Source organism: [Brevibacterium] flavum, from assembly GCF_019317305.1.
In the GTDB taxonomy this organism is placed as follows: Bacteria; Actinomycetota; Actinomycetes; order Mycobacteriales; family Mycobacteriaceae; genus Corynebacterium; species Corynebacterium glutamicum.
The window spans coordinates 2,544,683-2,559,014 of the sequence record NZ_CP079240.1; the positions used below are offsets into that span (position 1 = coordinate 2,544,683).

Consider the following 14,332-nt stretch of genomic DNA (forward strand, 5'->3'; position numbering starts at 1 on the left):
CCCCTCAAATTTCAAGGAGCATTAAATTGACGTCCACTAATCTCACCCGGCAGGAAGCTTCGGATCGTTCGAGGTTACTGAGTGTAGAAAACTATGACATTGCACTTGATCTCAACAACGGTGATGAGTTTTTTAGTTCCTCCACCGTTGTCAGCTTCACTGTCAGGGAGGCTGGCGATACCTTTATTGATCTCCGCGCAGCAAGCGTTGAGGAGGTTCGTCTGGACAATGTGTCCATCAAAGATGAGGCTCTAACCCTTGGCAAGAACGGCTACGACGAGACGTTCGGCATCGCACTGAAGGGTCTTACTCCCGGCGCGCACACCTTGCGGGTAACGGCGACTATCCCCTATTCCCGCACCGGTGAAGGCCTGCACCGCATGGTGGATCCAGCAGACGATGAGGTGTATTTGTACACCCAGTTTGAGACCGCCGATGCCAAGCGTATGTTCGCGTGTTTCGATCAGCCAGACCTCAAGGCTACCTATGATCTGAACATCAAAACTCCTAAGGGTTGGAAGATCATTTCCAACTCTGAGCAGCAGGTTTCCACTCAGCACACTGATTACGATACCCACATTTCCCGAGTGGACTATCCCCTCTCCACCTACCTGATTGCGGTGTGCGCGGGTCGTTACCACGAGGTGCGCGATGTCTGGAAGGGTACGCTCACCCACCATGCAGAAACACCTGCCGATCAGCCAACTGAGCTGACTGTTCCGCTTGCTCTCTACTGCCGCAGTTCTTTGGCTAAAAATCTTGATGCAGAGCGCCTGTTCACCGAGACCAAGCAGGGCTTTGATTGGTACCACCGCAACTTTGGTGTGGCGTACCCATTCGGCAAGTACGATCAGATCTTCGTCCCTGAATTTAACGCCGGTGCAATGGAAAACGCAGGTGCGGTGACTATTCGTGATGAATACGTCTTTGCTTCCAAGGCCACCCATTACCGCTATGAGCGTCGTGCGGAAACCATCCTCCACGAACTCGCTCACATGTGGTTTGGTGATCTAGTCACGATGCAATGGTGGGATGACCTGTGGCTCAATGAATCCTTCGCTACCTGGTCGGCTGTGATTTCCCAGGCTGAGGAAACTGAATACGACAGCGCGTGGGTGACTTTTGCCAACGTGGAGAAATCCTGGGCTTACCAGCAGGATCAGCTGCCTTCCACCCACCCGGTGTTCTCTGACGGCTACGATATTGAAACCGTCGATCAGAACTTCGACGGCATCACCTACGCAAAGGGCGCCTCGGTGCTCAAGCAGCTGCAGGCATACGTTGGCCGCGAGGAATTCCTGGCTGGCGTACGCAGGCACTTTGCCAACCACGCATGGGGCAACGCCAGCTTCGATGATCTGCTCGGCGCCCTCGAACAGTCCTCCGGCCGCGACCTGTCTGACTGGGCAAACCAGTGGCTCAAGACCACCGGAATCAACACCCTCGGCGCAAAGTTCACCACCGACAACGGCAAGTACACCTCCTTCACCGTCACCCAGACCGGCGCCGCGCCGGGTGCCGGTGAGCTGCGAACTCACCGCATCGCGGTGGGTCTTTATAAGCTTGTCGACGGATCCCTCGACCGCTACGCACGAGTAGAACTTGACTGCAGTGGCGCGTCGACAAGCGTAGAAGAAATCGTTGGTCTTGAGCAGGCTGACTTCGTGCTGGTCAACGATGATGATCTGACGTATGCGCTGCTGGATCTGGATGAGGATTCACGCAATTTCGTCATTGATAATATTGATAAGTTCAGCGACCCCATGCCTCGCACGCTGGTGTGGTCCGCTGCGTGGGAGATGACTCGTGCAGGCCAAATGAAGGCTCGTGATTTCATCGCGCTAGTTGCTCGTGGCGCTGCTGCGGAAACTGAAATTGCTGTGCTGGAGCGCATTCTCGCGCAGGCAACCTCTGCGCTGAAGAGCTACGCCGACCCAGCGTGGGTAGAAGCAACCGGAAATAACCTGCTGGCCAACGCTTTCCTTGAAGGTGCTCGCTCCGCGGAGCCAGATTCCGACACCCAGCTGGCATTCATCCAAGCACTGGCCAAGGCAACGCTCAACGACGCTGCCGCCGAATACTTCCGTGACATTCTCGCCGGCAACGTCGAAGGCCTAACCGTGGATTCTGACCTACGTTGGTGGGCTCTGACCGCACTCATCGCTCGCGGTGACATAGAGGCACCTGAGGAAGCAATCTCCACCGAGCTATCCCGCGATAACTCCAGCGCTTCCTTCCTCGCTTCACTTCGAGCTGGAGCAGCTGTGAACACTGAAGCTGTGAAGGCTGCCGCATACAAGGAGGTCACCGTGCTGGACAGTGGCTTGTCCAACCTGGAACTGCGCCACAAGATTGAAGGCCTCACCTTCACTGGTTCTTCCGAATTGCTGCAAGCCTACAACGAGCAGTACTTCGAAATCATCGACGATGTCTGGGCGAACTTCTCCGGCGAAATGGCACAGCAGATCGTCCTCGGTTTGTTCCCTTCATGGAACGTTTCCAAGGAGGGTCTCAAGCGTGCCGACGAGTTCCTTGATGGCGAACATGTCGCAGGCATCAAGCGAATAGTTTCCGAATCCCGCGACCGCACCGCCCGTGCCCTGCGCAACCGTGAGGCAGATGCTGCGTAAGTAAAAGATTCTCAGTCCCAAAATCCTGGCATGTTTGCACCGCACGCAACGTGCCAGGATTTTTTATTTGGGAAAACAATGAACTAGACATGAAGCACTTTCACGAAATATATCCGTAGATGCAGTTAACTCTGTGCGTTCAGGAGCAAACTTCGGTCAGGTTTGTTCGCACCAAGACACGAAAATCGTTGCCACATCAGTCATGCAGCAGTGCACGAACTCTGCCGACTGTTCCCACGTCGCGCCGACACTTGAGAAGAAGAATTCACGACCTCGTGAGGTTAACGGTCAGTCCGGGGCGGCGCACAATAAGTTCCATACCGGAATCGGTCACCGCCATGTCATGGATGTAGCCCAAGGTCATTCGTGCCATTTGCACGGGTTTCATCTGCATCAATAGCAACGCTTTATCAAGATTTTCGGCCATCGAAACTGCCACTTTCTTCTTCACAAAGGCCCTGTGCCTGCCATTGGTCTAATCGTTTTTCAGCAATGGGTTTTCACGACTAACCGACAGTAACATCGAAAATTCATTTGCGTTCTATAAGGAAAGGAATGAAGCGATACTGCTCCTTTTCGGGGGTACGTCACTCCTGCGGACCACGTTTAGCTCAGTTAGAGTTCACTGCAACTACTCAATTTCAAGGAAGTGACAGCATGTCGACGATTCCTGAAGTTTTCACCAGCGATCTATTCCCTGAGAACATTGGAACAAAAGAATTCCGTAGTCTGACTTATATTTTCTTTGATCAATTCAATTTGCCTACCGCAGAACAGCTTGAACAAGCTAAGGCAGCTGGCTGGTCACTAATCACTTGGGGATGGTGGAATAGCGACATTGATCTTGAGGACACCGAATTAGAAGACATCACCGATGAGGGCGACAGCCTGCCAAAACTCACGGATGAATTCGCTGCTTCCTCACTTCGCACTTTCGATCTAGATTCCCAAGGTCTGCCCAATGATGATCGTGAGCCGCAACCAATTGAAGAAGCCGATTCATTAGATGACATCTTCTCCGAGGATAAGGCCTGGGGTCTCGTGGCAATCAGTTGCCCGAATTGGCAAGTACCTGCAGCGTGTGAATGGCTCGGTTGCATGAATGTTGGTGAACCATTTGAAATAGCACAAGTACTTAAAGTGTGGCAGAACAATTGGGGTGTCGAGGCCCTAGCATTTGGTGGTGAAGAAGATGATGCGGATCTACTGCTTCGAGTCCCTGAAGAAAGCGGAGATCTCTTAAAGGCGTTCGCGGTTGCATCCGACCAAGTAATTACATATAAGAATGATGATTTGGGGTTATTAGCTAGTCTGTGGTTCGACTAGCTCAACCACGTTCAGTCAGCTTCATAGATAAATAGATCTTCTATCGTGCAGTTAAATTCCCGCGCCAACTGAAAGGCAACGGGCAAAGAAGGATCATAGCGCCCCTTTTCAATACTGATTATTGTTTGTCTAGACACTCCTACGGCATCGAGCATGAGGCACCAGCTCAGTCCTGTGTCCCAGCGAAATCCATCGATTTCCAAAGCCCCGGCGCGCCCGCCTAGGTGTTTATTTTGTTCAACCAGGTGGACTTCAGCTCTTTCACACAGGAGTATACGGTGGTGGCTAGTTCTGCTACTCCCCAGCCAATGACCACTGCTTTTGTCTCGTTCGAAACATTTATTTCCACATTACTTTGGTAGCCAATCTAACTTTCAGCGATGCCACGCTAATCCGCCTGGTTTTAAGGTCATCAAGGGATACGGGTTCCCAGTTGTCTACGAGGCAACCATACAGATTGGTGGCGGCCCTGCCACCGGCTCGCTCTCTAAAAGGCAGCAGCCGAATGCTCAATCTGGCGGCATCCAAAACGGCCCGGAAAATCTCGCTGATCAGTCACACTCGTCTCCTTCACAGGAGAACTTTTCCTCGCTAAATCAAGAAAACCGAAAGAGCTGCTGCTTTTCGACGCCTCCCTCAACCCCGCGCCAAGCGCTGCGGGTTGCGCCACTGGGCCACCGCAACGAAAACCAACGCGACCGCAGTAACCCAAAATGCATTTGAGCCGATGGCCAAATAGATTGGCAAAAAGGTCACCGGCGCTGCAGCTGAACCAAAGAATCTAAACGCCTGCACGGTAGAAAGCAACGATGATCCACCAGGACTGCCGATCACGGCCAAGTTCACCGTAGCTTGAATTCCTTGTGCCGCTGCCACAGCACATGCCCACAGCACTGCCACCAGAACAACCCATGGAGTAATGGGTAACAAGGTCATGGCCACGGAACCGATGATCGCGCTGACAACAAGGACTGCACGGACACCAAATTTATCGGCCATATCGCCGATTTTTCGGGACGCGAAAAATGCAGCCAAACCGCCACACATGACCACCAAGCCACGGGCTGTGGCATCCAAATTAAACTGTTCACCCACGTGCAACGAGGTCATGAAACCTACACCAATGATGCCGATGCCCACCACAAAACCGGAGACCATGTGGATGATGGTTGGTCCCCATTGCACCTTGCCTCCAACGTTTTGTTTTGATGCTGAAGGAGGAGGCACAACTGGTAGTCGGGCAATCAAAATGAACAACGATGCTGTGGCCGTGACCAAAAATGTCAACCGCCAGGAAATAACAGATGAAAGCCCTGCAATCAGAGGTGCTGACAGCATTCCCAAAGACTGCATCGCAGCATATGTTCCCAAAGCTTTGCCCAAGGCATTCGCTGGGACCAACTCACGCAACATAATTTGCAGCACGGGAGTGGTAAAAGCATTAGCCACACCGATCGTGGCATAAGCAGCTAAAAATAAACCCCACGACGGGGTGATCAACAGCAACAAAGCTAAAGGCAACGTGACAATATACGCAGAACGAACAACCTTATGCGGATGTATTTTCCTAGTGAGCCGCCCAGAAAACAACATCATGGTGGCAAAGGGCAACAGGTATGCCGTCATGGTCAGCGCTGCCTGGCTGACACTGATATCAAAGGTGTCTGCAAATTCCGGCAAGACCACTGATAGAGCTTGGCCAGTAAACGGCCCGACGAAGCCTCCGACCAAAATGGCCGCCATTTGCAGTTTCTTCATAAGTTCCCAATCTATGCCTAAACCCCCTGCCAGATCTTTTTTGAATCTAAACAGGGGGCATTTAGGGTTATGCGTTTTAGAGGAAACGCTTTGGCACTTCGGGTTCACCCAGAGACAACATCAGGCGATTAGCCCAGTTGAAGAACGCCACAGAGTTAATCAGGTCCACGATCTGCAGGTCGCTGAATCCAACGCCACGCAGCTTGGAGATGCATCCCTGGTTGAATGCAGCAGGGGTGGAGGTCAGTGCGCGAGCAGCATCACGGATGACATTCCACTGGTCAGAACCCAAATCGGAGTCGATGCTTACCAACAGTGCGTTGACATCATCAGCTCGACCGGATTCTTCCTGAGCACGTCCTGCGTGCACGGATGCGCAGTACACGCAGCCGTTGTAGCGGGAAGTAACGGTGGCGCCGAGTTCACGCTCTGCACGTCCTAGGCCTTCGCCATCAGTGTTGAAGAAGATATCCAGATCGGTCAGGGTACGTGCCTTCAGTGCTGCAGGGTCACGTGCCAAGAGACGGAAGTATGGCATATCGGCGCGCTCAGGCTGGATCAAAGAATCCAGCTGTTCTTCGGTGAGATCTGCCTTAGCTACTGGTGGCACCCATGGCTTCCATCCCAAAGAGTGGTTCACAAAAGCTTCAGGGCGGTTGAGTTCTTCATAGGTGGAGATCTCAAAGCCGTTGTTGGACAGTTCCCACTTCGCTTCAGGAATACTCAGGCGAGGAGCTTTCACCTGAATGTCTTCACCCTTGAGAGTGCGCAGGCCGTAAGCAATACGCAGTTGGAATGCCAGGAAGGAGACCAGCTGGGCCAGAGTCACGGTGTCATCTGCGCTCCAACCAGCGCTGGAGAGTCGACCAAGGACCTCGGGGCGGGAATCGCGGGGGTGGAAAACCAGCAGGTGGGCGTAATCAAATGCTGCTGCAAGGCGCTCGCCAAGTTTGGCTGCATCGTTGCGCACAGATCCGCCTGGCTCTGATTCGGACTCAAGTCCAGGTTCACGGTAGGTGCCGTATGGGCCTGCGGATAGGCCCTCGTCGATGGCATCGGAGACGGCGTTTGCCAGGGTGGTTGGGGCGTCGTCGAGAAGCAAATCTTGGTAGAGATCTACAGCTGGCGCGAATTGGTGAAGACCTGCAACATAGGTGGCCACGGCGTAACGCTCGCCGAAGCTGAAGGTCCCTGGGTTGACCGGTTCGAGCAGAGCTTCGAAGCTCTTTTGTGCATTGTCGCGAGCTTGGGGACGGTTGTCACGCAGCTGTGGGAGGTCTTCTCCAACCAGCATGTCGATGAGATCTGACATTTTTAAGATCTGCTCCTATAGTCCAAGATTGAGTTCGCCACCACGATAGCGCGATCCTGGGATCGCGTCGATGAGTCGGCGAGTGAAATCGGTTTGCGGGTTGTTAAATACTTCTGCGGTTTTTCCAAGTTCCACCTGGCTGCCGCGACTCATCACAGACACAGTGTCAGAGATTTCACGGACCACAGCCAGGTCGTGGGAAATAAACACGTAAGTCAAGCCTAGCTCTCGTTGCAGATCGTCGAGCAGGCGCAGGATTTGTGCCTGCACAGTCACATCCAACGCGGATACGGCTTCGTCGAAAACCACCAATTCAGGTTCCAAAATCATGGCACGAGCAATGGCGACACGCTGGCGCTGACCACCAGAGAGCTCACGTGGGCGACGGGTGGCAAGAGCCGGATCAAGCGCCACCAGTTCCAGGTAGTGTGCCACCTTTTCGTCGGCTTCCTGCTTGCTCACCTTGGTGAAATTGCGCAGCGGTTCCGCGATGGTGGCGCCAATGGTTTGGCGGGGATCCAGGGAAGAATACGGGTTTTGGTACACCAGCTGGATTTGCTGGCGCAGTTCCCGCTGCTGGGCCTTGGAAAGGTTGGTGATGTCCTTGCCACTTACTGAAATGGAACCAGAGGTCGGCGTATTAAACATCGCGATCGCGCGGCCAAGCGTGGTTTTACCGGAACCGGATTCACCGACGATGGCATGCGTGGTGCCAGGCAGTACTTCGAAGGAAATATCATTTGCGGCAACAAATGTTTCTTCTTTGCCGCGTTGGTATTCCTTGCGGAATTTATCCACTACCAGAAGCGGGCCTTTGGCCTGCGCTACCTCCGGATCTACGGCCGGAACTCGCGTGGGGATCTCGCCGATGGTGAGGGAGGGCGCGTCGGCAAGCAACTTCTTGGAATACTCATGCTGGGGGTCGGTCAAGACCGAAGCCGCGTAACCACTTTCGCGCACCTCGCCTTTTTGCATGACGACGATGCGATCCGCCCGATCGCCTGCCACGGCTAGATCGTGAGTAATGAACAAAATACCCATGCCCAATTCACGCTGCATGTCTTCCAGCAGATCGAGAATAATTTTCTGCACGGTCACATCCAGCGCAGATGTGGGCTCATCGGCAATGATCAGCTCTGGTTCAAGTGCAATGGCAGCGGCAATCAACGCGCGCTGCTTCATGCCACCAGACAGCTCATGCGGGTACTGGTCATAGCGGACCTCTGGGTTATCAATACCCACGCGCTCTAGAAGCTCAATGACCTTCTTTTTGCGCTCGGCGGCGGTTCCACGCTTGTGGATAGCCAAGCCCTCCCCCACTGAAGCGCCGATAGTTTTCACCGGGTTCAGAGAGTTGTTGGGGTCCTGCGGAATCAAACCAATTTTGGTACCGCGAACGTTTTTCCACTCACGTGCGTTCAAGCCAACAAGGGAACGGCCGTTGAAAGAAATCCGACCAGAATCCACTTCAGCATTATCAGCCAGCAAACCAATCACGGCCTGAGCGGTGGTGGACTTACCAGATCCGGACTCACCAACAATCGCGGTGATTTGGCCAGGGTGCACCTCCAGGCTGACATTGTTGACAGCATGCACCAAACCTTTAGCAGTTTGATAGGAGACAACCAGATCGTTGATCTCTAACAAGGGAGTAGTCATTTTCTATGCCTCCTTCTGAATGATGCGGCTTAGGTAGTTGGCAGACATAACCACGGCGATGATGACAAAACCAGGCAGCACAGTCAGCCACCATGAGGTCGCCATGTAGTCGCGGGCATCAGAGATCAGCAGACCCCACTCTGGAGTTGGTGCCGGAGCGCCGTAGCCCAAGAAGCCCAACACGGACAGCTGCAAAATCGCGGAACCGAACTGCAGTGCTGCAAGAGCAAACACTGGGGTCAGAGAGTTAGGCAGAATGTGGCGGAACAACACCTGCGCCTGGGTGCCACCGGAACCGTATGCAGCTTCCACGAAATCGGAACCTGCAACAGTCATCACCTGGGAACGCGCCAGACGCGCGAAGGTGGCAACAGAGGTAATACCGACGGCGATCGCTGCGTTCATGGTGCCGAATCCCAAAAGGATAATGACAGTCAAGCTGAGCAGCAGTGCCGGGATGGACAAGAGCACATCCACGAAACGCATTAATACAGTGTCAACCCAACCGCGCTGTGCACCTGCGAGCAGTCCGATCAGGGTTCCCACAATCAAACCAACCAACACGGCGATCAGTGCACCGAGCAGGGTTTCCCTCGCGCCGTAAACAACACGGCTGTAGAGATCGCGTCCCACGGAATCGGTACCAAACCAGTGGGTGCCACTTGGTCCAAGCAGTGCCACATCATCGCCAGTGAACGGATCCTGGGAGGTAAACAGTCCAGGAACAAGTGCCATCAGCACCGCAACGGCGAGTACCACGATGGAAATAACAGCAGCAGGCCTCGTCCAAGGATTGCCCAACGCTTTACGCTTGCGTGCCGGGTCAGCGGATCCAGTTCGAGGATTAGCGGATACCGGTTTTTTGGGTGAAATAGGAGGATTACTCATGAGTCTTATGCCCTTTCCCTGCGGCGCAGACGGGCATCGAGGACTGGGTACAACAAATCCACGATGAGGTTGATCAAAACATAAACAGCAGCTGCGATCACCACGATGGCAAGCATCACTGGCATATCGCGGTTGGCCACTGCGTTGACGGTCATTTGGCCAAGTCCAGCGCGGCCGAACACTGCCTCGGTAACCACGGCCCCACCGACTAGTTCACCAAACAAGATGCCGGCAATCGTCAGGGTTGGCAGCAGGGCGTTGCGAATGATATTGCGGAAGAAGATCCACATTTCACCCGCACCGCGAGCACGAACAGCCGCGATGAACGGTTGTGCCTTGACCTCTTCAATCGAGCGGATGAGCACCTGTGCAAGCGGAGCGGTAATTGGGATGGACAAGGTGATGGTCGGCAGGATCAGTCCTTGTGCCGGGGTGGTCCCAATAACGGGGACCCAATCAAGGCGGAAGGACACGATCTGGATCAAGATGATGCCCAACCAGAAACTTGGGAGGGACACAAAGAATGGAGGCAGAGCCTGGAAGATGCCCTTGATCCATGCAAAGCGATCCATGGTGGCAAGAATGGAAATAACCAGTGCCAAAATGGCTGCGAGCAAGAATGCCAAGATAGCCAAGGTCAAGGTGCCTGGTAGGGCTTCTGCCAGCTGGGTTGCCACGGCAGTTCCGGTTTGTACGGAGTAACCGAAGTTACCTACAAGGAAGCCACCCAAGGTGGAGAAGTACTGAGCGATCAGGGATTCATCGGCACCATAGGATTCACGGATCTGTGCGATCTGCTCAGGTGACAGACCCAAATCAGGGCTGGAATAGCGGGCGGACACAGCATCGCCAGGGAGGGCGGAAAGCATGATGAACGCCAAGGTAAAGGTGACCAACAAGACCAAGACGGCTTGGCCGATGCGGCGCAGAATCTGCGAGGTAGTCATTTAGTCCTCCTCACTGGAATGGTTGCTGGAATGGTCAATGTAGGTCTCATAGAAGCTGGGGCGGCCGATAACTTCGGGGCTAAAGCCCTTCACGTAAGGCTGCACGCCGTAGACAACTGGCTCTTCAAACAGTGGAAGAACATATGCCTGCTCGGTGATGTAATCCTGTGCTGCGGCAGATGCTGCTGCACGGTCCTCTTCGCGTGGGCTGGATGCAATAGCCATGAGGAGTTCCTCCAAATGAGGATCGCCAATATCGGCGGTCTCCCCTTCCATGGTCATGTTCAACAGCTCGTTGCGGTTGGTGGAGTACAGCTGGGATTTCAGCACGTCATAGTCTGCGCGACCCACCATGGTGTGGCGAACCTGGATCTTGTTGAGATCCTTGGAGTCAGCGTCCTGGGCTGCTTGGTCACCTGGGTTGAGGTTGACCTTGATGCCCAGATCACCGAGCTGTTCTTGGACCATGGTGACAACTTCGCGTGAACGAGGCTGTGGGAGGGCTTCGTTGAAGGTGAGCTCTAGAAGTTCACCGTCCTTGCGACGCATGCCGTCGCTATCAAGGGTCCAGCCGGCTTCGTCAAGCAGAGCTGTTGCTTTGTCTAGGTCGTAGACATAGGCATCTACTTGTTCTTTGTAGCCCAGTGCATTTTGCGCAAGCACAGAAGTTGCCAGCGGATAGGAATCACTAAACAGCACACGCATGATCTTTTCGCGGTCGATCGCGTGGATCAGAGCTTGGCGAACACGGATGTCTGAGAGCAGCTCGTTTTTGAAGCGGAAGTTGAAGCTGTTGTTCACACCGTTGGTGGCTGCGGAGATGATCGGGATGCCTGCATCCTTCAGGTGTGCCTCCACTGGCGCTTCGATCTGGCGGGCGATATCACCTTGGCCAGCAACGATGGCTCCGATGCGGACGGATTCTTCACCCGCGAGGACATAATTGACGGCGTCAAGCTTCGCGCGACCTTGATGTTCGCGTGATGGTGGTGCCCAATCGTAATCCTCACGCGCAGTCAAGGTGAGGTTGGTGCCTAGGGATTCATCGGTGATTACAAAAGGACCAGAGCCGATGACGTTTTGAGCGTTGCCTGGGGCGAAATCCTCATTGGCGAACTCCAAGGTGGAATCGGCGTACAGGCCAGCGTTGAAGGAGCTGGTGGCCTGAGCAAAACCAGGTGCAGGCTCAGAGAAGTGGAATCGGACGGTGTCCTCATCTACTACTTCGCCGTGGTCGTAGTTGGTGATCTGCTCTGAGATGGTGAGGCGTCGATCTTGATCGCCGAGGCCATAGAGATCGAAGTTTTTCACCACGTTTTCAGCCGTCAGCGGGGTGCCATCGGAGTAGGTGACATCGGTGCGGATGTTGAAGGTGAACTCCGTGGCATCCTCGTTGATTTCAGGCAGTTCGGTGGCGATCCATGGCTTGAGTTCCAGGGTTTCAGGATCCTGGTAGAGCAAGCGGTCTGCAATGTTGTTCACCACACTGCCGTTGGGGTAAAAGCCCGCTGATGGTGGGTACAGGGTGCGGAAGAACTGTGGCTCTAAGTAAGTGAGCGTGTTGTCTTCTGCTTGTGAGGGTTGTGCTGTGCAGCCGGACAGGACTGCCAATCCTGCCAGCGTAGCGGCGGCCGCGGTGAAAAACCGGCGGGTTTTTAAGTGTGGTTTGGTTTCGGGGGAGCCGAGACCGTGTCTGTGCTTTTTAAACACTAGGCTTACCTCCAGTGAATCTTTAAGTTACTTTACGTGTCAGCTAATTTATGTTCCAGAACTTAACACACTTTTAGACTGATCGGTATATTGGTTTAGACCAACCTGTCTAATTGGGGTATTTATTTTAATGATCAGGAGTTTTCGTGAGCACAAACGATAAGCAGGTAGCCATCGTTGGAGTTGGCCCCAGAGGTATTTCTGTACTCGAAAGGATCGCAGCAGCTCTCAACACCGTTTCCCGCCCTGAGCAGGGGTTGACCATCCACCTGATCGAGGACGCCCAAATGGGCGCAGGCAACGTGTGGCGCACTGATCAAACCCGCACGCTGTGCATGAATACTCTGGCCGGTGCGGTGACATTATTCACAGAGCCAGGCTCTACGGTGAGCGCTCCAGTGGTGGAAGGACCACTGCAATTTGATTGGATCCGCCTGCTGCGCGGCGACGAGGATTTGAGTGGAATTCCAGCAAAAGCTATCGAACTATTCCGTACCTATCCCCCGGCCGCATCCGTGGCGGAGGATTTCAAGGAAGAATTAGCAGCAACCGTTATCCAGTCCAATCCTTCCCGTGCTCTTTATGGCGCATATCTGCGGTGGGCTTTCGATGTCGCTTTGCAGCTGTTGCCACAGTGGGTCAAGGTCGAGCAGCACCATGCACGCGCGATTGGCATCCGCGAAGATGGTGACCGCGATGTGATCACCTTAGATAATTCTGAGATGATTTCCGCTGATTCCACTGTGTTGGCCATCGGCTGGCAAACCCCCGCTCCCAATGCGGAGGAGCTGTCCATCGCGGCTGCTTTGGAGGAGAACCCTGATCTGGTGTGGGTCAAGCCCGGCAACCCTGTCGAGCAGGATGCCAGCCTCATTCCCGCTGGCGAACAGGTGCTTGTCCGCGGGCTGGGCATGGGATTTTTCGATATCATGGCGCTGACCACCATCGATCGCGGCGGCATCTTCCACGAGGATCCCAGCACCCGTTCCGGTTTGCGCTACGAGGCATCTGGTGAGGAACCTCACTTTGTTATTTCCTCCGGTCGCGGCTACCCCTACCTGCCTAAATCCGATTACAAATCCCTGCCACCAGGGGCAAAGCTAGCGCGACTCAAGGCTGTTATCGCGACGATCAACGCGCAAAATCGTGGTGTCGCATCCATCAACTATGATGCGGAAGTGTGGCCAGCTGTTGCTCGCGACGCCTACGAAGCCTATTACGAAACCCTTGATCGCGTAAGCCCAGAATCTATCCGGACCGGTCTGGATAAAATTGTGGAAATTATTGATGAGGTGGACGTCGATAAGCTTCCTAAAGCGCTCGCCGCGTACACCGATGACGTCTTTGACCTGCATGCTTGGGAATTTCCGCTCGCGGGAATTAATGAAAGCGTCGAGGAGCTGACCGCACGCATCGCGGACGGCATGGCCCGCGATATTCGCCATGCCGTAACGGCCTGGGACAGCCCGCTGAAATCCGCGCTGTGGTCCATTTCCGCCGCGCGCAAACCCAGCTCCATCCTGGGCGCGGAAGGCCGCCTGACCTTCGAATCGCGCCGCAACCGCTTCGCCGCCGTCATGGCGATCGGCCAGATGGTCGGCTCCGGCCCACCGCTTTTCCGCACCCGCGAACTTCTAGCGCTTGTCGACGCCGGCCTCGCTCACTTCGCCGGCGCCCGTCCCCGCCTCAGCGTGAGCGATGGTCAATGGCAAATCTCCTCACCCACCACCGGCGATACGCCGCTGCGATCGAAAGTGCTTGTCGACGCGTGGATGCACAACCCAGATGTGCGTCGCAACGCCGACCCGCTAGCACTGTCTTTGGAAGACGCCGACCGGGTACGCCCCTTCAACGACTACTCCGTCGACGGAACCGCTGCCCCCACAGGCTCCCCCGAAGTTGATCCGGCAACCCGACTTTTGGTTCACCCCAACGGCAATTTGGATCCGCGCGTGCACCTGATCGGCATCCCAACCTATGGGCAGCTGGCCGACACCACCATCTCGCCGATGCCTGGAACCAACCCGCTCATGCTGCAGGAAACCGACAAAACAGCCGTTCACGTGCTAAAGCAGCTCGGCTTGATCTAGGGTGAGGTGAGT

At 54.6% G+C, this 14,332-nt stretch carries 11 protein-coding genes; 3 read left to right on the plus strand and 8 right to left on the minus strand.

Translation table 11 applies throughout. From position 1 onward, the window contains the following. The first annotated feature begins 26 nt into the window (after positions 1–26). Complete coding sequence (gene pepN, locus KW808_RS12435; RefSeq protein ID WP_046552197.1) at positions 27–2,630, plus strand: aminopeptidase N; 2,604 nt, start codon at positions 27–29, stop codon at positions 2,628–2,630. 265 nt (positions 2,631–2,895) lie between these two features. Here the strand turns inward: pepN and KW808_RS12440 are convergent, their stop codons facing one another. Then, positions 2,896–3,018: a hypothetical protein gene (locus tag KW808_RS12440; protein ID WP_275112125.1), complete on the minus strand. Its 123-nt coding sequence runs from the start codon at positions 3,016–3,018 to the stop codon at positions 2,896–2,898. A gap of 269 nt (positions 3,019–3,287) precedes the next feature. On the opposite strand from KW808_RS12440, the gene KW808_RS12445 reads away from it, so the two are divergent. Then, positions 3,288–3,956, plus strand: a complete 669-nt coding sequence (locus tag KW808_RS12445) for a hypothetical protein (protein WP_003863674.1) — start codon at positions 3,288–3,290, stop codon at positions 3,954–3,956. A gap of 11 nt (positions 3,957–3,967) precedes the next feature. Here KW808_RS12445 and KW808_RS12450 read toward each other — a convergent pair whose 3' ends face one another. The 7 genes from KW808_RS12450 to KW808_RS12480 form a co-directional block, all read right to left on the minus strand. After that, positions 3,968–4,111, minus strand: coding sequence for a helix-turn-helix transcriptional regulator (locus KW808_RS12450; RefSeq protein WP_155268192.1), 144 nt, complete (start codon positions 4,109–4,111; stop codon positions 3,968–3,970). Between the two features lie 481 nt (positions 4,112–4,592). Continuing rightward, a complete protein-coding gene (locus tag KW808_RS12455) occupies positions 4,593–5,714 on the minus strand; it encodes an MFS transporter (protein WP_034983121.1) in 1,122 nt (373 codons plus the stop codon). 76 nt (positions 5,715–5,790) lie between these two features. Continuing rightward, positions 5,791–7,026, minus strand: a complete 1,236-nt coding sequence (locus KW808_RS12460) for an alkylhydroperoxidase domain protein (protein WP_003863671.1) — start codon at positions 7,024–7,026, stop codon at positions 5,791–5,793. 15 nt (positions 7,027–7,041) lie between these two features. After that, positions 7,042–8,685 carry a dipeptide ABC transporter ATP-binding protein gene (locus KW808_RS12465; RefSeq protein WP_003863670.1) on the minus strand — a complete coding sequence of 548 codons (1,644 nt, stop codon included), beginning with the start codon at positions 8,683–8,685 and terminating at the stop codon, positions 7,042–7,044. 3 nt (positions 8,686–8,688) lie between these two features. After that, positions 8,689–9,573 carry an ABC transporter permease gene (locus tag KW808_RS12470; RefSeq protein ID WP_003863669.1) on the minus strand — a complete coding sequence of 295 codons (885 nt, stop codon included), beginning with the start codon at positions 9,571–9,573 and terminating at the stop codon, positions 8,689–8,691. A 5-nt stretch (positions 9,574–9,578) separates the two neighbouring features. Beyond that, positions 9,579–10,520: an ABC transporter permease gene (locus KW808_RS12475; protein ID WP_003863668.1), complete on the minus strand. Its 942-nt coding sequence runs from the start codon at positions 10,518–10,520 to the stop codon at positions 9,579–9,581. Beyond that, positions 10,521–12,230, minus strand: a complete 1,710-nt coding sequence (locus tag KW808_RS12480) for a TIGR04028 family ABC transporter substrate-binding protein (protein WP_003863667.1) — start codon at positions 12,228–12,230, stop codon at positions 10,521–10,523. 146 nt (positions 12,231–12,376) lie between these two features. Here KW808_RS12480 and KW808_RS12485 point away from each other — a divergent pair, with 146 nt between their 5' ends. Next, positions 12,377–14,320 (plus strand): FAD/NAD(P)-binding protein, encoded by a 1,944-nt coding sequence (locus KW808_RS12485; protein ID WP_003863666.1) that lies wholly within the window; start codon positions 12,377–12,379, stop codon positions 14,318–14,320. Positions 14,321–14,332 lie beyond the last annotated feature (12 nt).